Below are 22,615 nucleotides of genomic sequence, written 5' to 3'. Positions count from 1 at the left end.
GGCGTCAGTTCGCCTGTTCCGGAAGGACGGTCACCGTCACCGCCGCGGTCGGAACGAGATAGGTTCGCGCCAGAGCGGTCAGCTCGTCCGGGGTGATCGTCAGCTGGCGTTCCTTGGCCTGCAGAAAGCGCTCGACGTCTTCCGGACGGCTTTGCGCGCGATCGACGAGACCCAGCCACACGGTGTTGCTCTTCAACCGGTTGTCGAGCGCCTCGATCAGCGGGCGGCGGGCGCGTTCCAGCAGATCGTCGTCGATCCCACCGCTTGCGAGCGCCTCGACCGTCTCGATCATCGCCTGCCGCCCCGCCTCGACCTGCCCGACATCGACTTCGGCCTGGATCGAGAAGGTGCCGTAATCATCGTACACGCGCGATTGGTTGCTGTCGGCGGACGGAGAGTAGGTTTGCCCCAGTTCCTCGCGCAGCTTCTCTGTGAGCGCGAGCCGGGCGACCCGTTCGAGCAGGGTCAGACGACTGGTAAGAGCCCAGTCGTCGTCGTCGGTTGTCGGCCACACCAACCTGACGAGTGCCTGATCAAGCTCTCCGGAATGCGTTAGCGTGCGGGGAGAACGATCAGCGGTGAAGCTGCGCGTCCGTCTTTCGCCGGAATACCCGCGGAAAGTGGCTTCGCGCGGGGGGAGGGCGCCGAAGGTCTCGGCGACCGCGGCGATCACCGCGTCCTCGTCGATATCTCCGACAATTCCGATCTCGATCGCGCCGCTCGCCAACCGGTCGGCGATCGCGGCGCGCAGGCCAGCGTAGTCGAGAGCGCGATAGGCCTCGATCGGCTGCCGCGTAAAGCGCGGGTCGCTATCGGACAGAATCGGACCCAACCCTTCGGCGAGGGCCGAGGCCGGGGTTTGGCCGAGCCGAGCGAAGAAGTCGTCGAGACTGGCGCGCCAGGGGCCAAGACCTTCGGGCCGGTAACCCGGATCGACGAGGCTGGCGGCGAAATAGTGCAATTGAAGCTCCAGATCGCGCGGTGTGGTTACAGCGCTGGCCACGAAGGTTTCGTCCCCGGCACCGAAGCTAATGCCTACCGAACGGCCCGCCAGGATCGTTTGAAGTTCGTCGCGGCTGTGGCGTCCGAGGCCGCCGGCGGGGAGCAAAGGCGCGAGTTCCACCGCCAATGGGTCGGCGCGGGTCTCCAGCATCTTGCCGCCGTCGAGATTGAGGCGGACCCAGACCCTGTCGTCCTCGAGGTCGGTCTGCTTGAGGTTGAGCATAACGCCGTTGGCGAAGCGGACGGTGCGGATGCCGAACGCATCCTCGCGCGTGTCGGCCACGATCGTCCCGGCCTCGCCGAAATCGGAATAGGCGAATTCCTCCGTTTCGGCGGCTTGGCCAGGCTCGACAGCCATCGCGAAGGCCGTCTCGACCGAAGACCTCAGCGCCTGTTCGCCTCCTGCCGGCGCGTTTTTCCCGGTGTAGCGGATCAGCGGCTCGTCGAGCGCGATCGCATCTGCGCGCATCGCCGCGAGCACCCGGTCCGCGGTGATCGCCTCGACCTGTTCCTCGAACCGGGCGAGCGTGTCGGCCGGACTGTCGGGGACAGCCTCGCCCCGCGCAATGCGAAAGGCCTGGCCGACCAGGCTGGCATTCGAGCGGGTGGCGGCATTGGCGGCGGCGTTTTCGAGCGCGGCGCGGATGTTGGCGACCTGTTCGGCGACTTCGGCCTCGCTGAAACCGTACTCGAGGGCATGGCGATATTCGGCGACGGCTGCGGTCAGACCTTCGCGCCATTCGCCATCCTCGCTCACGACGACCAGTTGCGATGTGCGCGCCGCTTCGAAAAAATCGCTCGAGCCGAACTGAGCAGCGCGCAGCGGCGGGTCCTCCTGCCGGGTGAGCCGCTGGATGCGCCGCGCCATGATCCGGGCGCCGACGCTGCGCAGCAGTGCCTCGAAGCGCTCTGCGCGCGTGTCCGGCCTGTCGACGAAGGGCGCGTGCCGCATCAGTGTGATGGTTTCAGGGAGCGCCGGATCGAGGTAGATGTCCGTCTTGCCGGCGCTGTCGGGATCGACGGGCCCGGCAGCGGGCTGATCGGGCGAGGGGGAAGCCTGCCAACCGGCGAACGCGGCGCGAATCTTCGCCTCGACGACAGCCGGATCGAAATCGCCGACGACCACCAGAACCGTGTCCGACGGGACGTATTCGCGCTGCCAGAACGCGCGTAGGGACTCCGCGTCGGCAGCCTCGAGCGTCTCGATCGCGCCGATCGGAAGGCGCCGGGCCGCGCGGGCCTCGGGATAAGCGAATTCCAGGCCATCGAGCGTGTTCTGGAGTGCGTAGGTGTTGCGCACGCGCCGTTCGGACAGGATCACCCCTTTTTCCCGCTCCACGGCTGCCTCTGCGAAGGTCAACTCACCGACGGTCTCGCGCATAAGCATCAGCGCGGTGTCGAGCAGGTCCGGATCGGCGCGGGGGAGGTCGAGCTTGTACTGCGTGCGCTCGAAGCCGGTCGAGGCGTTGGTGTCGGCTCCGAAGGCCAGGCCTTCGCGTTCGAGCAGCCGGATCATCTCTCCCTCGGGCACATTGGTGCTGCCGTTGAAGGCCATGTGCTCGACGAAGTGAGCGAAGCCGCGTTCGTCCTCGCGCTCGTCGAGCGATCCGGCGGCGACTTCCATCCGCACCAGAGCCGTGCCCTCGGGACGGTCGTTGCGCCGGACGATATAGCGCATGCCGTTCTCTAGGACGCCGAAATGCCAGCCGTCTTCGGGCTCGAATTCGCTGTCCTCCAGTTCCCACTCGGCCGGGTCCCATCCCACGGGCTGGGCAGCGAGGGGCACTGCAGAGGCTGAGGTCAGGAGCAGGGCAAGCGCGAGCCGCCCCGCCAATCGTCTTCCGGGCATCGGCCCGCTATGACGCATTGCGCCTGAACCCCGGGCTACGACCGCGTGCCCTTATTTCTTAGGCTTGTTGCCGCGCAGGCGGCCGCGGTGGGCGCTGAGGTCGAAGACCTCGCCGGCATTGCCGTTATCGTTCCCGTCGAGAATGCCGAGCCGGCGCGCGACTTCGCGATAGGCCTCTTCCTCGCCGCCCAGGTCCTGGCGAAAGCGGTCCTTGTCCATCTTCTCGTTGGTGTTGATGTCCCACAACCGGCAGCCATCCGGACTGATTTCATCGGCGAGGATGATGCGGCTGTAGTCGCCGTCCCACAACCGGCCGAACTCGAGCTTGAAATCGACCAGGCGGATGTCGATCGCCGCAAACATGCCGCAGAGGAAATCGTTGATGCGGATCGCCATGCTGGAGATGTCCTGCATCTCCTCGTTGCTCGCCCAGTTGAAGCAGGCGATGTGCTCTTCCGCGATCAGCGGATCGCCCAGGGCATCGTCCTTGTAGTAATATTCGATCAGCGTGTGGGGCAGCGGCTCGCCTTCCTCGATCCCCAGACGCTTGCAGATCGAGCCGGCGGCGACGTTACGTACCACCACTTCGATCGGCACGATCTCGACCTGGCGGACGAGCTGCTCGCGCATGTTCAGCCGGCGAATGAAATGGGTCGGCACGCCGATGTGCGACAGGCGTGTGAAGACATATTCGCTGATGCGGTTGTTGATCACGCCCTTGCCGTTGATCATGCCCTTCTTCTGGGCGTTGAAGGCGGTCGCATCGTCCTTGAAATACTGGATGATGGTGCCGGGCTCGGGGCCTTCGTAGAGGATCTTGGCCTTGCCTTCGTAAATCTGGCGACGACGAGCCATGTGCTAGAATTCCTTCGGCCTGAAAATGCGTGCCCCTGGACGGTGCGGTGATCGCGCCATCCGGCGGCCGGGGCAGTCGCGAAGGCCCTTACATGAGGCGTTTCCGCAGAGCAATCAATGCAAGGTCGGTCCGCTCTCGACCGCGGGGGCGTGCTTGGCCTTGAGGCTGTCGATCAGCCGGCCGAGCGTCGCACGCTGGACGAGAACGCTGAACAGCACCGCACCGAAGGTCGCGGCGAGGATCAGACTGCGGGTGTCGCCGGCGGGCAGGGACAGGGCGAGCGCGATGGATATGCCGCCGCGCAGCCCGCCCCACCACAGCACCCGGCTGGCCCCCTGTTCCTGAAGCCGGGCGGCAGGAATGGCCTTGGTCGCCCCGGCCACCGCGATCGCGCGGGCGGCGAGGGTGATCGGGATCGCGGCCACGGCCAGGATCACCTCGTTCACGCCCGGAACAAGCGCGATCAGCTCGAGGCCGATGAGAAGGAACAGCACCGAATTGAGCAGTTCGTCGACGATCTCCCAGAACTTGACCACATAGTCACGGGTCACGTCGCTCATGGCGTAGGTTACGCCGTGATTGCCGATCAGCAGCCCGGCCACCGCCATGGCCAGCGGGCCGGAGATATGCAGCGCGCTGCACAGCGCGTATCCGCCCATGACGATGGCGAGGGTGATGAGGACCTCGAGACCGTATTCGTCCATTCCGGCGAGCGCCCGGTAGCCGAGGAAACCGGCCACCAGGCCGACGAGCACGCCGCCGCCCGCCTCGATCGCGAACAGCCGCGCGCCCTCGGCCAGCGAGAAATCCGCGCCGGTCACCGCCGCGCCGAGCAGGATGGTGAAGACGACGATGCCGACGCCGTCGTTGAACAGGCTCTCGCCCGCCACCGCGCTCTGCAGTGACAGGGGGACATCTTCTTCCTTGAGGACGCCGAGCACGGATACCGGATCGGTGGGAGCGATCAGCGCGCCGAAGACGAAGTACCAGATCGGCGCGATCGAAAGGCCAAGGACCAGGCCCAGCCCCCAGGTGGCAAAGCCGACCAGCAGGGTCGAGACGATCACGCCGATGGTCGAGAGCAGCAGCACCGGCAGCCAGCTCGCCTTCAGCCGGTCGAGATCGACATGCAGGGCCCCGGCGAAAAGCAGGAAGCTCAGCATGCCCTGCAGCAGCGTCTCGGTGAAATTCATCTGCTCGAGCAGCCGCGCCACGGTGTCGTCCAGCGTCACGCCGGGGATCAGGGCATTGGCCACCATCAACCCGAGCGCGGCGAGCGCGCCCATCACCGTCAGTCCGATGACATGGGGCAGCTTGAGATAGTGATGATTGAACCAGCCCAGCAGCGCGGAGGCGACCACCAGCATGGCGGCCATGTCGAAGGGCGACAGCGCGGAAGAGGTTGCGTGCATGGCCATTGCCTAGCTGCCGGAGCTTTCAAGACAAGTGCGGGCATCCTAGATAGTTCGCGAAGGAGATTGCCCATGCGAATGACCGACAACACCATCCTGATCACCGGCGGCGGATCGGGTATTGGCCAGGCGCTGGCTTGGCGGTTCGCCCAACTGGGGAACACGGTGATCGTTGCCGGGCGGACCGAGGCGAGCTTGGAAGAAACCGCCCAGGGGCACGAGAACATCCATAGCCAGGTCCTCGACGTCGCGGACGATGCCTCGGTGGCGGATTGCGCCGAGCGGATCGCGCGAGAATTCCCCGATTGCAACATGCTGATCAACGGGGCCGGGATCATGAGCCTCGACGACAGGGGGGACATGGAACTGGCGCGGCGCATTATCGACATCAATCTGCTCGGAACGATGCGGATGTGCGAGGCCTTCATTCCGCAGCTGTCCGGAAAGCCCGGCGCGACGATCTGCACCACCAGCAGCGGCCTTGCCTTCGTGCCGCTGCCGACCGGGCCGGCCTACAGCGCCAGCAAGGCCGGCGTGCACTCCTATTCGCTGCAACTTCGCCAGCAGCTGAAGGGCGACATCGCGGTGATCGAGATCGCCCCGCCGGCCGTCCAGACGGGTCTCACGCCGGGACAGGCGACGCGCGAGGGCTACATGCCGCTCGATGACTATATCGACGAGACGATGGCCAATTTCGAGAAGGACCCGACCCCGGTCGAGAACCTCGTCGCCAACGTCCTCCCGCTGCGCAATGCGGAGCGGGAGGGGAAGGTCGAGGAACGCCAGGAGATGCTGGCGAGGATGCTCGCCCAGCGGAGCGAGTGACGTGCCGGTGGCTCAGGCGGTGAGCTTGGCCGCCGTCTGCGCCACCCGCTTGCCGAGGTAGCGCGCTCCGGCGAGCTCGACTTCGCTCGGCTGGCGGCTGCCGTCGCCGCCGGCGATCGTGGTCGCTCCGTAGGGCGCGCCGCCCTTGACCTCCTCCACGCCCATCTGGCCGTCGAAGCCGTAGTCCAGCCCGACCACCGTCATGCCCATGTGCAGCAGATTGTTGAGGATCGACCACAGCGTCGTTTCCTGCCCGCCGTGCTGGCTGGCGGTTGAGGTGAAGGCGGCGCCGACCTTGCCGATCAGCGCGCCCTTCTGCCACAGCCCGCCGGTCTGGTCCCAGAATGCCGCCATCTGGCTCGACATGCGCCCGTAGCGGGTCGGCGAACCGACGACGATGCCGTCATACTGCGCCAGATGGTCAGGCCCTTCGATCTGATCGTGCGCCATCGGCTGGAAGCCCGCGTTCTTGGCGACTTCCTCGGGTGCGGTTTCGGGCACATGCCGGATCACCGCCTCTCCGCCGCCTTCACGGACGCCTTCGGCAATGGCTTCGGCCATTTTTCCGACGTGACCGTAGGACGAGTAATATAAAACGAGAATGCGGGTCATCGTGTGCTCCTGATTATGGTGGGGGGATTTCATCCCGACCAACCGCGGAGCCGCGACAATGTTTCCGACAGGAAACCGCGAGGAACCGGGCATCTGAAAGAAATCGCTTGTCGATGCGATCGCATCTGGTGCTTCGCGCAGAACCTCTCCATTTGCGCAGGCGCATCATTAATGCGGGGTAATGCGCCGGGTCCGGACCGATCGGTACCGAACCCGCTCCACTAGATCGGCGAGTTCAAACTCTAATCCCCGGAGGCTGGAAGGACTGGCGAAGGTGCTGGTCCGGCGTCATCGTTCGGGACTATCCATGCCTGGCCGGTCCTGAGGTCGACGGTGATGATCCACTCGTGCAAGAAGGGCATGCCGAGGTTCCCGTCCATGATCATGTCCGGCGTGAAGATATGATTTGAACCGACTGCCACATTGTCGGTTACCCGGACATTTCCCGATTGCGGGCCCTCTTCGTCGGGTTTCAATCCGAACAATTCGGCATTGTGCCGGGCAACCAGCACCGTACCGCCGTTACCAGAATCCAGCTCCATCCAGACCGGGCCCCGTTCCGTCGCGACTTCCGCCATGACCGCCAGCGCGAGACCTTCGACCTCGCGCTTGAGCCGGATCGGGAAAGGCCGCATCGACCTGGATCCTTTCCTCGAAGCTAGAAGGCGATTCCACGATGATCTCACCTTCGCCAAGGTTCAGCGTGATCACCCTGCCTTCGAACATGTTCAAAGAAGCGATTCCATCGAGCTCCGCATCTGCCGGATTGATCTTTCCGAGATTGATTGCACCGAGAATAGGCGGGCGAAGCTGGAGACCCGACACCGTCAAATCCATGCCGTTGCAGCGCGGTCCATCCCCCCGCTCCCCGAACATCCTGAACCCCGTGATTCGCCCCCAGAGCTTGCAATCTGCTGCGGCCAGGACATCGGGATGCAGCAGTGTCAGGCCACCTCCTGTATCGAACAACAGCTTGCGATCGCCGCCTGCGAACTTCGCATGCATGACCCAACGGGTCCGCCAACGCTCCAGGTCGATCAGCGCATCGGGGGCAGCGCTCGTAGCGGGGGTGACTTGAACATTTTCTTGAGCGTCCGCAGACGCTCCGACACTGCACAGGACCAGGCAAACTGCTGCCAACGAACCGGCTGTCTTCATCGCATTTCCTCCGACACGGTGCTTTCTGCGGTCCCGTGTCCGAGGTAAGACTTCGCTCCTGAACGCCAGCTAGACAGGAAGGGAAGGGCTCCGCAGAGCGAAACCTGCCACACCTCTCAGTCCTCGACGTAGACGAACTGGCTCTGCTGACCGTCGCTGATGGTGAGAGTGCGCTTGCCGTCCCGCGATCCGACCAGCGCCTCGATCCCGATGCTGCCCGGACCCACGGAGACGATCGAGACGCTGCCATCGGCGTTGGCGCGCGTTGCGATGGGCCCTTCCACGAAGCCTGCGTCGAGCCATTTCTGACCGCCGCGTTCGCTGATGGTGATCTGACCGACCGATGGGTCGACGTAATGTTTGGCCAGACCGGCTAGGACGGCGGGATCACCGGGATATGTCAGGCGCTCCCTACGGGCAGTGGCTTGCGCCTCGATACGGCCGGCGGCGGCGGCCACTTCGGTCGCAGCCTCTGGCTTTCCGTCGTAAAGCACCTCGAGCAAGCGCCGGAGCACCGGCCCCAGCATCTGCGCCCCGGGATCGGAATTGGTCAGTATGACAAGGCCGATGTCTTCTTCGGGCAGGACATACCAGTTGCTGTGATAGCCGAGCAGCGTGCCGCCGTGGGTGACGACGGGCACGCCCCATGCGTCACGCTGGAACAGTCCCATGCCGTACCAACTGCCGGGCCCGACCTGAACGCCCTTCTCGCGCCGCGCGAGAAGGTTTTCCTCGCTGACCACACGCTCGCCTTCCGGCGTGACGCCTTTCGACAATTCCAGCTGCACGTACCGGATCATGTCCTTGGTGCTGGCAAAGGCGGCGCCGGCCGGCCGATAGGGATAGGGAGCGTAGTTGAAATCATTCGACATGCGCACGACTTCGCCGTCGATGTCGATCCCATGGGGCGCAGCCCAGTTTCCGGCCATTCCCTCGTCGTAATCGAATGTGGCGGTGTCCATCCCCAGGGGATCGAAGATTTTTTCCTGCATCGCGCGATCATAGGCGATGCCGAGTTCCAGTTCGGGATGCAGCAGATGGCCGGCGACGTATCCCGCGGCAGATGCCAACTGGTTGCTGTATTGAAACAGATCTCCGAATTCGCTTGTCGGCATGGTGTCGGCAAGCTGCGTAAACGTATCTATCGCCGGTGCGCCGGGATCCGCCAGGATGAAGTTGAAGTCTTTGCGGGGCAGGCCGGTGCAGGCGCAGACCAGATGGCGGACCAGTACCGACTGGGTGACGGCGGCGTTGCCGAGCCGGAAGTCCGGGTAGAGGTCGACGACCTTCTGATCCCAGTCGAGCTTGCCTTCGTCGGCTAGCACCGAAAGCAGAAGCGTGGTCATGCCCTTGGTATTCGACGCGATCATGAATTTGGTATCGGCGTCGACAGGCTCGGGCGAACCCAGCGCGCGTACCCCGAAACCGCCCTCCCAGGCGACCTTGCCGTCGTCGATGAGCGCGAAGCCCACTCCGGGGACGCGGAGCGCCTCGCGACTTTCCTCCACGAAATCGGTCATCGCCTTGATCCGTTCGGGGGTCAGGGCATTGGCTGTCTTTCCTGCGAAACTCTCTTCTGCAAAGCCTGCGGGACGCAAACCTTGCTGCACGACCTGCAGGGCTGCCGAACGCTTTGCCGCGGTCGCGGAGGACCCATCCACAATAAGGACGGTCCACTCGCCACCGAACCGCAGCGCCAGGGCGGAACGGGTTGCATGCTCGCTCGGAAGGGTTTCGTAACTGACCGAGGCACGCTCCTCCCAGCCGTTGGTCGCGGGAAGCGGGGTGACATTGCGGGGGGTGGGGGCAGATCTGCCGGGGATCGCGGCCCAGGCCTTCGCGGCTGCCTCTGCGGCGTCTTGCGCCGGCCCCACGTCGACAACCACCATGCGCAGATCGTTCTCTGGCGAGGCGAAGGCCAACGAATTCTCCGAAGTGCTGGCCGTCCAATCCTTCGGCTGGACGTATTCGATGCCGGCTTCCGTTTGACCCGGAGTATCGGCCGCGACCGGTTGGGCCAAGGCAGGGAAAGGAAGCGCAAGCAGTGCCAGGGCAAACAACTTGGTCATCGAAAATCTCCGAACATCAGGGTAACACAAGGCGAGCGTTGCGTGGCAGCGATCGGCTCTTTTTCCGATCAGGATGCTAGTGTCCCATTCAGAAAGGTCAATCCCCTGGGTCAGCGTGATACCCGTACCGGTGAAAGGTGATGATAGACGTAGGAGAAGTCGAGGGTCGGCCAAGTTCTTGCTTCATCTCGCGTTGATCGATCGGTTGCTTCGACGAACAATCGAAGCCCGGCGATGACGGTACAACCATCGGCTGATTGTATCGACCAACAGCGGAGTCCGGCCTCAGTGGCCGTGCGATCTGTGGCGGGGTCTGGAAATTTACGGAGTCGGGAAGGTGCCGCGACGAAAGGGTCCCCACGCCGCAGCGGCACTGGGGACCGTCTTCCCGGACAGGCGGGCACCGCACAACAGACACCCGGGACACAGTGCTTTCGTTATCGGGCAGAAATGGTGCCCGGGGGCGGTCTGCAATATACTCGCAGAGTCAGCCGCTTAGCGCTGTCCAACCAGTCCTGGCGCCCAACAGAGTCTTGCGGCGTCCAATGGTCCGGTTGTCCAACCTAAACGGCCCGAGAGAGCGGTGGTGCGCTCGTCCCGGGCCTACATCGGCGAAAGGACCGCCAATGCTCGACAAAGATAGGACAGCAGAAGAATGTCTCAAGGAACTTATCTCGCTCACTGAGCGGGATGGCTGGGACCTGTCCGATTACGTGAACCGGATTCCAGATGAGCCGCAAGCGGCTTATGAGAAAGGTTTGCGTGTGGGTTTTCGGCAGGCCATTGAGCGGATGCTGGGCGATCGAACGGCCACTGGCGAGGAGAAGTTCGTCTATTTCATCCAAGCTCATGAAGGGCCGATTAAGATTGGTATCGCTGTCGATGTAGAACGGCGACGGAAAGCCCTTCAAACAGGGTTTCCGTCTGAACTTTTCATTCGCGCCACCACTACCGGCGGGGCCGAACAAGAAGCAAGCTACCACAGAATGTTTGCCGCTCATCGGCGCGTCGGCGAATGGTTCTCCCCGCACCCTGACATTCTGGCCGAGATTGAACGGCTCAACACCACCCAGGACCCATCATGACCGAAGAGGAACTCGATAAGCTGGCTGCTGGGCTGACAGAGGCGCAGCGGGTCTATCTGGACCACTGCGGAGTTGCCAAGACACCCTACGAGCCGCGGCATGGACGAGCCGCGAATTGGGCCATTCGTCATGGATACGCCAAAATGCGGTGGGCCGTGGCGGGTATAGAAATGGGATGGAATGACGTCCAGCGTTCGGGTGCGATTGAAGCCGCCCGGCCTCTCGGCTGCCGCCTCACCCCTCTCGGCCAGCAACTCCGCCATCACCTTGAAAGGAAGCAGGGATGAGTAGGGAATTGGAAGAGCGGTTGCGGGATAGCACCGCGCGAGCAGAGGCGGACGACATAGCGTGGCCCTGTGAGGAATTGATCGAAGCCGCCGGCACCCTTCGCCGGTATCGGGAGGCGCTCAAGACCATCATGGACAAGACAGGCGATTGCGATGCGTGCTGGGATATTTTGGACACCGCCCGCCAAGCCCTGGAGCAAAATCAATGACAGCACAGGAAGAACGGGAGGCGGTGGGTGCGGCCTACGATGCCTACCGCGAGAAGCGAATAGCCGACCTCGATGCGGCTCACGGCAAAGGCAATTGGAGTGTGGGACTGTGGCTGGAATATACGCCGAGACCATGGGCCGAAACTAGCCCTGCCGATCAGGACATAATCATTGCCTCAGGCCGCTTTCACAAGGACCACCCCAATGGAACCGATTGATCTGCGGCAAGAGGTGGCGCGGGGGATGTGGGAGGCTCGCGAACAAACGATGCCGCAGCGAACGCGCATGACCTTCGACGATGGCTCTGGCGCGGCGCTTATGGTGACTTATGGCATGGCAGACGCCGCTATCGCCATCGTTCTGGAGCGGGCGGCGAAGGTGGCGGAGAAGGCAGCTTACGAGTGGGGCGGCGACTCTGACGATAATCCTGCTGCTATAGCATCAAGATACCTCGCCCAAGACATCCGCGCTCTTGCTGGGGAGAAGGGGTGATGCGGTATGTCTGCGCCCTGCTCGGATACTATGTGTTCGATTTCGGCATTACTGGCGTTCTTTGGACCCTGCTGATTTGCGCGATGATCTCGGACATTCTATCTGCGACGTATAGATGATGACAGGCCCCACCCGCCAGCTTGTCGGCGCGATCGGTATGCTGCTGTTTCTGGCGCTGGCGGTAGTGTTGCTTAGCGAGGTTCTACGGTGCCCCTGAAAGCCGAATACGCCGTTCTGATGATCCTGGTGGTGGGTGGCGCGATTCTCGCTATCTTCGGGTGATGGTCCGCCGCCGTTCCCCGCCACCGCCCAAAATCCCCCCAGGCTGGACCCACCACAACGGCAAGGGCTGTCCGGTCGATGAGCAATCCCGTCCTGCCGTCATGTTCCGCATGGGGACCGAGACCCGCAGAGACGTTCAGACTGCCGAGCATTGGATGATGTTCGCAGGCGGCGATTGCTGGACATGGGGCGACCGTCCCGAGCCTATGGACATCATAGCCTATCTGCCAGAGGATGATGTCGTGGAGATCGAGAGGTTGAGGCTGGGTTAGTCGGCCGGGCACCAGCCTTCGGGGTAGGGCGCACCCTTCCTTACCGCATCGCGGCAGATACGGGCAACAGCCGCCCAGCCACGTTCCCCCCAGCCTTCCAGCTTGGAATCGTAGAGGTTCGCCGCCTCTTCGCTTTCCAGCACGTCTAGGCCGGGAACGGGCTTGGGCTCGACCCTAACGTCCTCGACAGGCGGGTAGCTGCTGAATATCGGTTCCGGCTGCCCGCAGGCGCTCACACTGCAAAGCAATGCGAGATTCAGAGGGGCGACCAGTTTCTTGTGTGCTGCGAATGGCATCGTCTCGGTCCTTCTGTGCATCGGTGATTGTCTGGCGATCGGTCTCACGCTCCTGCGCGGATTGACCCTCGCTCTTGTCTTCGACCTTTTCGGCTGCGGCGCGCTGCTTGGCGTAGCGGGCCTCGGTGGCTTCGCGTCCAGCGTCCCGGCCTTCGCAATAGGAGAGGGTGTGCGTGGCGATCAGGAGGGCGAGAACACCGGCGGCTATCTGCCAATTGCCCATGATGGTGGTGATGATGCGAGCGATCATTGATCTTCTCCTTCCGGGCTATCGACATCTTCGACTTGAGCGGGTCGATCTGGCGGGTTGACGATCTCGGTCTCAATCGGCTTCTCGTCGCCGCGCGCGGTGCTGCCGAAGTAGTATCCGAACGCGAGGGTGGCCAAAGCGAAGAGCTGGCCAACGGCGAAGGTAGCCGCCTGTCCAGCATCATCGCCTTCGCGCCCGATCAGGATGTTCGCGCCGTAGGCGGAGAACCCGAGGGCCATCAGCGCCAGCACAAAGCGCGCGGTGGCCGGAGACATCAGCCGCGCAAAGAATGCCGACCAGAACGGTTTCACGTCCCGCTCCTGTAGAGCGCGGCCTCGGCGGCACGGCGGCGGGTCAGACCCTTCATCACCCTGCCAGCGGCGCGGTTCCAGCGACCGAACTGGGCAGCGGCCCCTTCGTAGTCGCCTGCGTTGTGCTTCTTGAGCAGCGTGGACTTCTCGAAATTGCCGGTGCCTACATTGAATGCCAGGGAGACCATGGCCGCGAACTGGTTATCGGTCGCCACCGGAGCCAGCCTCTCGACCGCCGCCTCGAAGCGATCCGTATCCTTGTCGAACAGCGCGTCGGCGCGTTCCTGTGTGATTGTCGTTCCGGGCGCGAAGGGCTTGCCGTTCTCATCCTCGGTCGCGCCGTAGCCGATGGTCCATGGCTTGCCGCCCGTTCCGGGATCTGGATAAGCCGTCAGTTCCAGACCCTCGAACGACTTGATGAGCCGTTCCCCGGCGGCATTGATCTGCCTGCCCTTGGGCTTGGGAGCGCGCACCACGATGATGCCGAGCGCAGCGTCTATCGCATCGTCCATCGCGGCAATCGCGCCGGGGCGGTTCCAGATGCCGGGGACCAGCTTGTCCACCGCTTCGAATACGATTTTGCGGTTCATCGCGCACCCCCCGTTCTATGATAGGTTTCTAGCTGGTTGACCCTGCGCTCAATCTCGGTGAACCGGTCGTCGCGCGAAGTGTCTTGCAGCGCCGTCCGTTCTTCCATTCGAGCGACAGTGACTTGCACGTCGCTCAGTGTGGTCACGATCCAGAAGCCGAGACCCGTTATTCCGGCGGTGAAAAGAGCCGCGATGATGCCTCCCGCCCATTTGAGGGGGGCCGGGATTTCCGCTTGCTTCGTTTTCAATTCCGGGTGGTCCTGCACGACCTTAAGGATAGTGGCCTCCGCGACCGCCTCTGCGATCATGCGAGTTTGCGCGCCGTCGAGTGTTCCAGGCATCACACCACCTCGAACGCGAGCAGTTCGAAGGTGACAGGTTCGTCGGCGCGGACACCGTGCATCCGTCCGTTCCAATGCCCGAAGGCGAGCCAGATGCGCTGCGCCCCGGCGAGGGTCTGTTCCAGGCCGCCATGCTGGCCCAGCACGTTGTGACAGCAGGGATGCGCCAGCGTCACGGTCGCTTCATGCTCGCCCGGCGCAAGGGTAAGCGGGGTCGTCGTGTATTGCCGGAAGCCGCTGTATTGGCCGCGTCCGCTCCAGTCGTCGCCCGCGCGCTGGATCATGATCGTCAGGATGGCAGGCGAGCCGGGCTCGAGATCGGCATCGGGGGCAGGATAAAGCCCTTCGCCCGACACGCGGTAACGAATGCGAACAGTGCTGCCCGGTGCGATGGGGCCGATGCTCTTGGACACCCCGTCGAGCTCCGCACCCGGCAGGATCGTGGCCGACCACAGCGCGCCCACAGGGGCCAGCTTCACGCCTTGCGCGACATCCTTGCCGCTGACAGTCTCGACCACTTCCCAGCCATTGACCGGCTGCTGGTATTCGTCCCCGCAGGAGGCCAGCAGGAGGGCGAGGGGGACGAGAAACCGCATCACGCGATCTTCTCGACGGTGATGTTGTCGATCTGACCGTCGAAGGCACTGATGGCACTTACACCGATAAGCTGATTGGAAACGGTCGAGACCACGATGTCCTCGACGAAGGTTCCGTTGCTGCTTCGAGCCGAGCCGTTCTGCCCGGCTATGATTGGTCGTACTGTTCCACTCACATAATTCAGCACCGTAAAGGTGAACCGATACGTCCCCGGCACCAGCGTGATGTTAGAGGTTCGGGTGATGGCAGTTATCGCAGTCGAGGCAACCGCCACGCCCCCGCTGATCGACCAGCCAGAACCAAGCGTCCAGCCAGAGGCATTGTCGAAGCCGCCGTTGACGACGTAGACGGGTGCGGCAGGCGCGTTCATGCTCATCCGAGGAAAGCCGGGGAGGATCATAGCGCCTGCACCGCCGTGACGACGAAATGCGTTGTCGAAAGACAATGGATGGTAAGCAGGTAGCCCTTCGTGCTGGTCACATCGGAAAGCGTAGGAAGCGCGCCCTTGTAATTCGTGCCGAAGGTAATGGTCCGCGCGGTCGCGTTGTTGCCAAGAAGGTAGATCGTGCGCTGCGTTCCCGGCAGCGCGTTGCTTGGGTTTCCAAGCGTCCGGTTGCCCGATGCAGTCCAGGTGAAATTGATGCCTGCCGTCCAGTCCAGCGCAGTCGTCGTTGCATCGCTCAATGCTACGGCCACCAGCGCATTCGCCGTGCCTGTGGCGGTGATGCCTCCCGAGCCGTTGTGCGCGCGAATTTCCGCCGTGCTGGCCGCTTGGAGCGCCCCCAAGGCCGTTCTCAAGTCCGCCGCCGAGATCACCCCCTGCAATCCCGCCACGCTCGTCACCAGGTCGGTGTTGTCGATCTTGTCGTAGGTCGAGCCGTTGGAAATAACCCAGTCGCCCACCTTCCAGTCGGTGATACCGTCGAGGTTGGTGGAGCCCGCCGTCGAGACGACGTAGTAGTGCCCCTTGTTCGACCCGTTGGCAGACGGCATGGCTGTGCCTTCGACCGAACGCACGTTGGTGGTCGCGTTCCATGTGCCGCGATAGCGCAAGGAGTTCAGGATTTCAGAGGGGAGCAGAGCAGATGGAACCTTCGCCGAGCCATCTAGCGCCAGCAGATCGCCCGCAGCCGTTCCCGAAAGAGTTGCGTTCAGGTCTGTCTTGCTGACCTCTCCGGTGAGACCGGCAACGCTTGCCACCATGGTCTCGATATCGGGCAACCCGCCGTTCTCGACGAACTCAAGAATTTCCTGAAGAGCGGCAGCATATTTGAATGATATGGATGTCATGACAACGGTCCTTATGCTCGCTCGATCGCGGTGATGACCGTGCCGGAAGGAATGGTGATCGAGGCGCTGCCGGGATTGAACAGCACGATCCGCAGTGCGTTAGTGTCGTAGCCCACGCCCTGCGCGATCACGAACTCGCCAGCGGCCGGTGCCCAGTCGACGGTAACGTCGAAGGCCATGTTGACCTTGGCCCCAGCCACCGGCTTGTCGATCGTCGTCGAAGCCTTGCTCGCCAGCGTGAGCGGGCCGGTCAGCGTTTCGGTGGCGTTCGCCCCCGCAGGCGAGATCGGCGGATTGTAGCTGTCGGCCCCGGTGAAGGCCGCGCCGGCGACGAGTTCATTACCTTTCTTGGCCGCACCCTCCGCATAAACGCTATCGCCTTGCGAATTGCCCGCGAAGACCTTCATCAGCCCGGCGTCGTTGTAGACTAGGTTGTTCCGCAGCGACATGCCCGCTGTGGTCGCCGAGGTGTTGAGGTAGGCGAAGCCAGCCTCGCCATCAGTGCGCCCGCAGTCGATCAGCCGGTTGTCGTGCATCTCGCAGCGCTTGTGGCGCTGGGGTGCGAGAATGACCGCCCCGTTATCCTGGCCAACCCGAATGCACTTGTTGCGATTGAAGGCGACCTCGTAGTTCACCGCATCGATCGCGCCGTTCACGCCGAGTAGCGCGCTCCCGCAATCCATGAACACGTTGTCGGAGATGTCTACGCCGTTGGCACCAATTGCGCGGAACGGCTGTCCGACACTTTTCACTTCATTGTGAGACACACGAATGTTGGAAGGTTGATTGCTGTCTTCGCCAGATCCGGAGATATCGAGGCAGCGGTTGTTGTTCGTCTCGCCTACGGGCGCTGACCCATCGACAAAATTGTTGGTGAACGTGAATCCGGACGCCGGGAGATCATAAACCCCCGCCGCCGAGTAAACACACAGAGCCCCGCCATTGAAATCGAGAAAGCGGTTCAATGCGATGAGCATCTGCCGGTTGCGATATACGGGGTCTTGCGCGAAAGGCTCGAAGTCGATCGGACCCGGCCACCCGATTTTGGTAAGCCGCACAAATTCGTTCATCAGGATGCGGACGCCGTCGCCGCTTTCAACGGAAATGGCGTTCCGGTTGTTCTTCCAGAGCCCGTCGATCACACAGCGCATGATGGTGGCGTTCGTGTTGTAACGGACTTTGGAAGGGTCTGGCGAGTTTGCCAGCCAGAGGAAGTCCCCTGCCGGTGCAAAGGCGTGGACGTTATCGATAACGAGGTTGGAGACCCCGAAGGCGGCAATCATATGCTGCACATCGCGGACGCCATCCGAGATCGCTTCGTTGTTCATGCACGGTCCAAGGATCGTGAAATCCCGGAACACGATGTCGTCGAAATTGTCCTCGGGGTCCTCGCTCATGCAGTTCATGCTGAAGAGGTAGTTGTCGAGCGTGTCCTGACGCACCTGCGTCCGACCAGGGCCGTCGCCGAAGATTGTCAGACCCTTGATTGCCGCACCTGTATTGGTGCCATCGGCGGTCAGGTTGCCCTTGCTCTCCACCGCGTCGTCGAAGTCACCATCGACCGGCTCGATCCTCCATGGCGAACTGCCGAACCGCCAGACGCCATCCTCTGAGCCGCCGTTCGCGGGAAGACGGATGTTCCGACGGCCATCGTCGAGCGCGGTTGCAAGGCGGTTGGCGTCGGTGCTGTCGTTACCAAGGGGGATGTCGTCGAGAGCAAACGCCTCGGACATCTTATCTCGGGCGCTCTTGCCGATACTGAACACGGCGCGCTTGAGAATCGAGTCGTTCTCCATCGCCGAAAGCTGCTGGGAATGGATGCTGATCCAGTCGCCCGCCTCGATAGGCGGGTCTTGCGCCACGGTGATGTAGGTGCCGCCGTCCTCGACGACACGAACGTAATCCGGCTCGTCCGGCTCGGCGGGATTGAGCGGCTGACCGTTCAACTGCACCTCCGCCGCTTCGTCCATGTAGAACGGCGGTTCGAGGTCTTCGAGATAGCCGGTCGCGGGGAAGCGCTCCTGCCCCTCGGTCGCGATGAAATCGACCCGCGCGGGCAGGGGGGATGTTCCGCCGCCTCCACCGAGAGCATCAATGGCCTGCTTGACCCGGAGCGCGGTCATGCGCTTTTGATTGTCGGTGCCTGCCTCGGCCTCCGCCTGCGTGGCAAGAGGGATTGCCGCATTGATCACCTGCAGCGGCTTCGCTTTCTGAACAGCGGAACCCCGATCGATGACCAAATCATCGTCTGCGTCGACCGTTGCGGCCGCAGGCAACTCGGAGGGTCTGATTATTGCCATTACAAAGCCCTGATGATCTTGTTTGCGATGATGGTCGGCTGCACGTTGTTATGCGCTTCCCCGCTGCCCGCGCTTGCGACCGTGATGCCGGTCGCGGCCGACCCAGTGGTCGCCGTCCCGCTCGTCGTTTGTGCGATGTCATCGAAGCCGTTGACCACGCCGGCCGTCCCGCTGCTGGAAGGGCTGGAATGGGTATGGCCGGGGTCCGTCACGGTGTGAGAGTGAGCGGGCATCTGTGCGGTTGTCAGGGTATGGGTCTGTGCACCGCCGGTCGCGCCCAGTGTCGAACTGGAAAGAGAGGTCAGACGAGTGGAAGCCGGGAGGGCCATGTTCTCGCGACCAGATGAAACCCGCCCGCGATAATCGGGCAGGTTGAACGTCGTGGAACCGTCACCCGCTCCAGCGGTAGTGCCAATAATTGCGAACAGCGCTGAATAGGTAGATCGGGAAACAGCCTGCCCGGCGGCGAACAGAAAGCCTGCAGGCGGTGTGCTGCCCCAATAGTCGATCACCGCGCCGACCGGCACCGCGACTATCGAGGTACCGCCACCACCGGACACCTGCGACATCGTGACCGCATCGGTCGAGTCTATTCCGGGTGCGAGGTTGGTTATCCGGTTGCCGCCCATCGGCAGGTTCGCCCGCATTCCTCCCTTGCCGTCACGGTCGACGGAAGAGGAAAGCGCCTGCTCGATGTCGAGCATGGGTGGATTGTGCTGGGAGACGAGAACTGTGTCCCCGGTCGATACCAGGGTGCCCGCAGGCAGGGAGTAGTCGCCTTGGGAATTGCGAGGAATGGCACGAACTCCGCTTGCGTGGTTTCACGACAAGCAGGTGAAGGAGTTCAGCCCTGCAAAACTGACCCCTTTCTAGCGGAAAAGCACTGTGCTAGCAAGTGTGGGATGAGCGACCCCGATCCGTCGATCGAAGAGATAGAGCGAGCCGTTCGCAAGGCGCGTTTCGAGGAATCGGCGACAGACAAGCTATTGCGTAAGAGATCAGACGCAGTGGCAATCAAGACTTCGGTCCAGAAATACACCGACCAGAAGCTCAGGCTGGCTTATCAGGCGGGGTATCGCGATGCTTGGGTGAAAGCTCGACCCCGAACCGTGGCCCTCTATTCCGTATATTTGACGCTGTTCGTCGTGACCATAGCGGCGCTGATAATCGGGCGTCTGTTCTTCTAGTAAGCCGTTCTGTCGGCGGTGGCCGTAGCAAAGCCGGTTCCAGCTCGACGCCCCCAGGTTTCGCCCTGTGCCAACAGCCGCGCCAGCTCGTCGGTGAAACGCTTGTCCTCAGCCATCATCGCCGTGAACTCGTCAATTGCGATAGGCGGCGACTGTTCAAGCAATAGAGGACCAATCTCATCAGCGAGACGACGGTTTGCCTCCAGTGCGGAGCGCTCGCGTCGTTCGCGGAAGATGCGATCACCGATTGACTTGCCAACGGTGAGGAAAGGCCCGCCGAGCGCTCCGGTCTCGATAATGCCTGCTGCGAGGTCGCCCCCGATCCCGGGCTGCTGCTTGAAGAACTCGTCAGCAATTTCACGCTCGGCTGTGGCGCTGTTCCCGATCAGACGGTTTGCACTGCCCGCTAGCTGCAGTTCGAGATCGCGCTGACCGAGTAGCCGCGCGATGTCAGCATCCTCCGCTCCATCGTAGAGGACTTCAAGTCGACCCTCGGTGTTCGGGGTATTCAGCTGCGCCCACGGGTTGCTGTTGTTTCGCAGATTGCCTGCCTGTCCCATGACTTCGGACTGATAGCCCAAGCGCATCTGCGCAGTCTGCTCTGGGGATAGGTCCGCCATGTCGACGGAAAGCTGATCCGGGCGCACGCGGTAGGCGTTCACGCCCTCATCGAGCATGGCGCGCTCGGCAGCAGGCCCGGCGTAGGCGCGGCGAGCCTCGCGATAGGCGGGGTTGGCCTCATCCATGCGCGACAGGAGCATGTTCTTCATTGAAGTGGCGCGACGAACAGCAGGACCGTCGCCCTGCTTGATGCCGCGTTCGATGATGTTGTCGAGTCCGCGCTTCGTATAGTCGAGTGCCTGCCAGGAGGGCGCGGCGATCATGATGTTCTCGCCTGCTTGCTGCAATCCGACCGCCGAAGGGTCGAGGCCCTCGTCGAGCATCTCGGTGTAACCCTCCCGCAGCGCCGCAGCGAAAGTCGGACGTTCGGCGAGATCGGCAATATCGACTAGCTCGGCCCCGGGTGCAGCATATGCAGCATCGTAAAGCGGGGCCGCCTGCGCACGCGCTTGCTGCAGCAAATCCTCGCTGCGCTGGGGAATGTTAGTCACCGGGCCAAGGTCGCGCTCGACAGCCTCAGCAAGTCGGTCAAGCTGTCCCTGATTTCGCTGGGCCATGACGGAACGCGCCGTCCCTGCCGTAGTGGGCGAAAAACGCACCGCTGAGCCAGCCAGTGAGCCGAGTTCCGGAGATGCATCGGCGAGCGTCATCGGAACGCCCAGATCGCGTGCCTGGGTCAAGGCATCGACGATGTCCTGTTCGGCAGTATCGCGAGCCCCTCGCACTGTCTGAGCAACGGCCTGCTGTCCATCGGTGAGCGGGTTGCCCCCTGCTCGAAACTGCCCGATGCCGCGCCCGATATACTTACCCGCTTGGTCGCCGACCGCCGCGCTGGTCACGCCGGTCAGAAAACCCGCAATGGCATTGTCGTCGCTCATCGCCCCATCGACACCGCCATAAAGAGCGTCCCCGAGGAACATGGCTTTAGGGGCGAGTTTAGAGCTCGCGGAGAGCGCCATTCCGGTCATGCCCGCGCCTGTGGTGCCGCTCACCATATCGCCGAAGAATGCCGCTGTCGGGTTGAGTTCGCTCGATGCCTGGACCCGACCATCGGCAAGCCAGTTCGCCGCCCCGCCGATGTCGAGGGCATTTGCCGCGAAGGTTCCAAGTGGGTCGGTTGCGATATTGTTTCGCAGCTGATCGAAGCCCGACAGATCCCGGGCGTTTGCCGGAACAGCACCTGCAGCTTCGGGGGGCTGGCCCTCTGCAGCCATAGCGTTCAGGTCGCCGACGACATTGCGATAGGCTTCGAGGTTCGGGGAGCCTACCTCGGGATACTCGTTGTCCAATCCGGCGCGGAACTGCGCATACCCCTCAGGCGTCAAATTGCCCCAGTTCTGGCGCAGGTAAGCCAGGTGGCGATCCTGATATTCCTGCGGGATGGGAATGCTGGTCTGTGTCGCTCCGGAGCCTGCGGCAACCGGATCGGCGGGGGTCGATTGGTCGATGGCAAACCCGGCAAGTTCTTCTTCGCTGGGGGGCACATAGCCAGCCATCGTGCCGTTCTGGCGATAATAGCTGTCTGCGCTCTGCAGCTTGCCCGCGATCCGCGTGTAAGCCTCGATGATCTTGTCCATGTTCGAGCGGAACTGCGCATCGGATTGGGTTTGCGATAGAGAGGCGATGCTGTCGCGCAGAAGGCGCAACTCGACCTCCGACACTGCGCCCAGAGCGCCGCCAGTGGGGCTTTCCTCGCGCATCTTCTGCAGACGGTCGAACGCCGTGTTCGAGCCGATTGTGTTCAGCAGGGCCTGCATATCGTTCGAAGCGGAATTAGCCCCGAGAATGCTCCACACCGAACTGTCGCGGAATCCCTGCGTGCCCTCATAGGAGCCGATGCCGGCCCCAGACGCGGCCATCGTCTTCGCATCGCGTGCCGCCCCGATGACCCGGCGCATGGTCGCCAGAGCATCGCTGACACCGGACGCCTGCGCGGCCTGCAGACGAGCGCGTTCCTCCTGCTCAGCGGTTAGCTTGTCGGCTTTCTCCCGCTGTGTGATGGCATCATTTGCCGCATCGCGTGCGGCATTTTCTTGCGCAAGGCGAAGTCGCTCCTGCTCATTGCGCAACCGCTCGTCCTCACGCGACTGATCGCGCGCCTCGTTCGGGTTGGTAGCGAACGTGGTGCCCTGTGGAGGTTGAATGTATTTCTGGAAACGGTTTTCCGCCATTATCGTGTCCTCGTTCCCCGCTTACCGAACAGGGGAATGCTATCCTGAGGAAGTCCTTCGACATGGACATGGTCGCCATGCTTGAAGACCTCGGCTCCGGGATAATCACGCTTTCCGCGCGCTATCGCCTGCGACCAACTTTCGCCTTGGTTGGGCAGATAGTCGAATGCCCGCCCGGTCAGATGATGGCTCCCGGCAACCCCGCCAACAAGCCTGTTCCCGAAAGGCGTGCGCCTGCCGGACGTCACTTT

Annotated in this window: 26 protein-coding genes; 7 read left to right on the top strand and 19 right to left on the bottom strand. The window is 62.9% G+C overall.

Annotation, left to right across the window (positions count from 1 at the left end; genetic code table 11):
- Positions 1-4 precede the first annotated feature (4 nt).
- The 3 genes from ACGHN1_RS07480 to ACGHN1_RS07470 form a co-directional block, all read right to left on the bottom strand.
- Positions 5-2,788 carry a M16 family metallopeptidase gene (locus ACGHN1_RS07480; protein WP_390549931.1) on the bottom strand — a complete coding sequence of 928 codons (2,784 nt, stop codon included), beginning with the start codon at positions 2,786-2,788 and terminating at the stop codon, positions 5-7.
- A 114-nt stretch (positions 2,789-2,902) separates the two neighbouring features.
- Entirely contained in the window at positions 2,903-3,706 is an 804-nt protein-coding gene (purC, locus tag ACGHN1_RS07475; RefSeq protein WP_390549929.1) for a phosphoribosylaminoimidazolesuccinocarboxamide synthase, read from the bottom strand.
- A 114-nt stretch (positions 3,707-3,820) separates the two neighbouring features.
- Positions 3,821-5,125, bottom strand: a complete 1,305-nt coding sequence (locus ACGHN1_RS07470) for a cation:proton antiporter (protein ID WP_390549927.1) — start codon at positions 5,123-5,125, stop codon at positions 3,821-3,823.
- Between the two features lie 72 nt (positions 5,126-5,197).
- Here ACGHN1_RS07470 and ACGHN1_RS07465 point away from each other — a divergent pair, with 72 nt between their 5' ends.
- On the top strand, positions 5,198-5,944 hold the full coding sequence (locus ACGHN1_RS07465; protein ID WP_390549925.1) for an SDR family oxidoreductase: 747 nt from the start codon (positions 5,198-5,200) through the stop codon (positions 5,942-5,944).
- A gap of 12 nt (positions 5,945-5,956) precedes the next feature.
- On the opposite strand, the gene wrbA is transcribed toward ACGHN1_RS07465, so the two are convergent.
- The 4 genes from wrbA to ACGHN1_RS07445 form a co-directional block, all read right to left on the bottom strand.
- Positions 5,957-6,556 carry an NAD(P)H:quinone oxidoreductase gene (wrbA, locus tag ACGHN1_RS07460; protein ID WP_390549923.1) on the bottom strand — a complete coding sequence of 200 codons (600 nt, stop codon included), beginning with the start codon at positions 6,554-6,556 and terminating at the stop codon, positions 5,957-5,959.
- A 242-nt stretch (positions 6,557-6,798) separates the two neighbouring features.
- Positions 6,799-7,098, bottom strand: a complete 300-nt coding sequence (locus ACGHN1_RS07455; RefSeq protein WP_390549921.1) for a hypothetical protein — start codon at positions 7,096-7,098, stop codon at positions 6,799-6,801.
- Positions 7,079-7,714, bottom strand: coding sequence for a hypothetical protein (locus ACGHN1_RS07450; protein WP_390549919.1), 636 nt, complete (start codon positions 7,712-7,714; stop codon positions 7,079-7,081). Before ACGHN1_RS07450 ends, ACGHN1_RS07455 begins: the two co-directional genes overlap by 20 nt.
- A 116-nt stretch (positions 7,715-7,830) precedes the next feature.
- Positions 7,831-9,735: a serine hydrolase domain-containing protein gene (locus tag ACGHN1_RS07445; protein WP_390549915.1), complete on the bottom strand. Its 1,905-nt coding sequence runs from the start codon at positions 9,733-9,735 to the stop codon at positions 7,831-7,833.
- Between the two features lie 674 nt (positions 9,736-10,409).
- Between ACGHN1_RS07445 and ACGHN1_RS07440 the strand changes: the two genes are divergently transcribed.
- From ACGHN1_RS07440 to ACGHN1_RS07420, 5 genes are read left to right on the top strand one after another with little or no spacing between them, the layout of a single operon-like run.
- Positions 10,410-10,868, top strand: a complete 459-nt coding sequence (locus tag ACGHN1_RS07440; RefSeq protein WP_390549914.1) for a GIY-YIG nuclease family protein — start codon at positions 10,410-10,412, stop codon at positions 10,866-10,868.
- Positions 10,865-11,155, top strand: coding sequence for a hypothetical protein (locus ACGHN1_RS07435; protein ID WP_390549911.1), 291 nt, complete (start codon positions 10,865-10,867; stop codon positions 11,153-11,155). The genes ACGHN1_RS07440 and ACGHN1_RS07435 overlap by 4 nt, the downstream gene beginning before the upstream one ends.
- A complete protein-coding gene (locus tag ACGHN1_RS07430; protein ID WP_390549910.1) occupies positions 11,152-11,364 on the top strand; it encodes a hypothetical protein in 213 nt (70 codons plus the stop codon). The genes ACGHN1_RS07435 and ACGHN1_RS07430 overlap by 4 nt, the downstream gene beginning before the upstream one ends.
- The gene (locus ACGHN1_RS07425; RefSeq protein WP_390549909.1) at positions 11,361-11,582 is read left to right on the top strand and encodes a hypothetical protein; all 222 of its coding nucleotides are present in this window, start codon (positions 11,361-11,363) and stop codon (positions 11,580-11,582) included. Before ACGHN1_RS07430 ends, ACGHN1_RS07425 begins: the two co-directional genes overlap by 4 nt.
- Positions 11,569-11,856, top strand: coding sequence for a hypothetical protein (locus tag ACGHN1_RS07420; RefSeq protein WP_390549907.1), 288 nt, complete (start codon positions 11,569-11,571; stop codon positions 11,854-11,856). Before ACGHN1_RS07425 ends, ACGHN1_RS07420 begins: the two co-directional genes overlap by 14 nt.
- 550 nt (positions 11,857-12,406) lie before the next feature.
- Here the strand turns inward: ACGHN1_RS07420 and ACGHN1_RS07415 are convergent.
- Genes ACGHN1_RS07415 through ACGHN1_RS07370 form a run of 10 tightly spaced genes read right to left on the bottom strand, consistent with a single transcriptional unit; the run spans position 12,407 to position 19,089 of the window.
- A complete protein-coding gene (locus ACGHN1_RS07415) occupies positions 12,407-12,553 on the bottom strand; it encodes a hypothetical protein (protein ID WP_390549905.1) in 147 nt (48 codons plus the stop codon).
- A 31-nt stretch (positions 12,554-12,584) separates the two neighbouring features.
- Positions 12,585-12,956 (bottom strand): hypothetical protein, encoded by a 372-nt coding sequence (locus ACGHN1_RS07410; protein ID WP_390549903.1) that lies wholly within the window; start codon positions 12,954-12,956, stop codon positions 12,585-12,587.
- The gene (locus ACGHN1_RS07405; protein WP_390549901.1) at positions 12,953-13,267 is read right to left on the bottom strand and encodes a hypothetical protein; all 315 of its coding nucleotides are present in this window, start codon (positions 13,265-13,267) and stop codon (positions 12,953-12,955) included. The genes ACGHN1_RS07410 and ACGHN1_RS07405 overlap by 4 nt, the downstream gene beginning before the upstream one ends.
- Entirely contained in the window at positions 13,264-13,857 is a 594-nt protein-coding gene (locus ACGHN1_RS07400; protein WP_390549899.1) for a lysozyme, read from the bottom strand. The genes ACGHN1_RS07405 and ACGHN1_RS07400 overlap by 4 nt, the downstream gene beginning before the upstream one ends.
- Positions 13,854-14,165, bottom strand: a complete 312-nt coding sequence (locus ACGHN1_RS07395) for a hypothetical protein (RefSeq protein WP_390549898.1) — start codon at positions 14,163-14,165, stop codon at positions 13,854-13,856. The genes ACGHN1_RS07400 and ACGHN1_RS07395 overlap by 4 nt, the downstream gene beginning before the upstream one ends.
- Before the next feature lie 32 nt (positions 14,166-14,197).
- Positions 14,198-14,794 carry a hypothetical protein gene (locus tag ACGHN1_RS07390; protein ID WP_390549896.1) on the bottom strand — a complete coding sequence of 199 codons (597 nt, stop codon included), beginning with the start codon at positions 14,792-14,794 and terminating at the stop codon, positions 14,198-14,200.
- Positions 14,794-15,195: a hypothetical protein gene (locus ACGHN1_RS07385; protein ID WP_390549895.1), complete on the bottom strand. Its 402-nt coding sequence runs from the start codon at positions 15,193-15,195 to the stop codon at positions 14,794-14,796. The genes ACGHN1_RS07390 and ACGHN1_RS07385 overlap by 1 nt, the downstream gene beginning before the upstream one ends.
- The gene (locus tag ACGHN1_RS07380) at positions 15,192-16,085 is read right to left on the bottom strand and encodes a hypothetical protein (protein WP_390549893.1); all 894 of its coding nucleotides are present in this window, start codon (positions 16,083-16,085) and stop codon (positions 15,192-15,194) included. The genes ACGHN1_RS07385 and ACGHN1_RS07380 overlap by 4 nt, the downstream gene beginning before the upstream one ends.
- Before the next feature lie 11 nt (positions 16,086-16,096).
- Positions 16,097-18,361, bottom strand: a complete 2,265-nt coding sequence (locus ACGHN1_RS07375) for a hypothetical protein (protein ID WP_390549892.1) — start codon at positions 18,359-18,361, stop codon at positions 16,097-16,099.
- A gap of 23 nt (positions 18,362-18,384) precedes the next feature.
- Positions 18,385-19,089 carry a tail fiber protein gene (locus ACGHN1_RS07370; RefSeq protein WP_390549890.1) on the bottom strand — a complete coding sequence of 235 codons (705 nt, stop codon included), beginning with the start codon at positions 19,087-19,089 and terminating at the stop codon, positions 18,385-18,387.
- Between the two features lie 198 nt (positions 19,090-19,287).
- Here ACGHN1_RS07370 and ACGHN1_RS07365 point away from each other — a divergent pair, with 198 nt between their 5' ends.
- A complete protein-coding gene (locus ACGHN1_RS07365; RefSeq protein WP_390549888.1) occupies positions 19,288-19,572 on the top strand; it encodes a hypothetical protein in 285 nt (94 codons plus the stop codon).
- On the opposite strand, the gene ACGHN1_RS07360 is transcribed toward ACGHN1_RS07365, so the two are convergent.
- The gene (locus ACGHN1_RS07360) at positions 19,569-22,364 is read right to left on the bottom strand and encodes a hypothetical protein (protein WP_390549886.1); all 2,796 of its coding nucleotides are present in this window, start codon (positions 22,362-22,364) and stop codon (positions 19,569-19,571) included. The genes ACGHN1_RS07365 and ACGHN1_RS07360 overlap by 4 nt on opposite strands.
- Positions 22,364-22,612 carry a D-Ala-D-Ala carboxypeptidase family metallohydrolase gene (locus ACGHN1_RS07355; RefSeq protein WP_390549884.1) on the bottom strand — a complete coding sequence of 83 codons (249 nt, stop codon included), beginning with the start codon at positions 22,610-22,612 and terminating at the stop codon, positions 22,364-22,366. The genes ACGHN1_RS07360 and ACGHN1_RS07355 overlap by 1 nt, the downstream gene beginning before the upstream one ends.
- Positions 22,613-22,615: the final 3 nt, after the last annotated feature.

This window comes from Qipengyuania sp. MTN3-11 (genome assembly GCF_042851825.1).
GTDB lineage: Bacteria > Pseudomonadota > Alphaproteobacteria > Sphingomonadales > Sphingomonadaceae > Qipengyuania.
The sequence above is the reverse complement of the archived record's forward strand: the minus strand, read 5'-3'. Positions and strand labels throughout refer to the sequence as shown.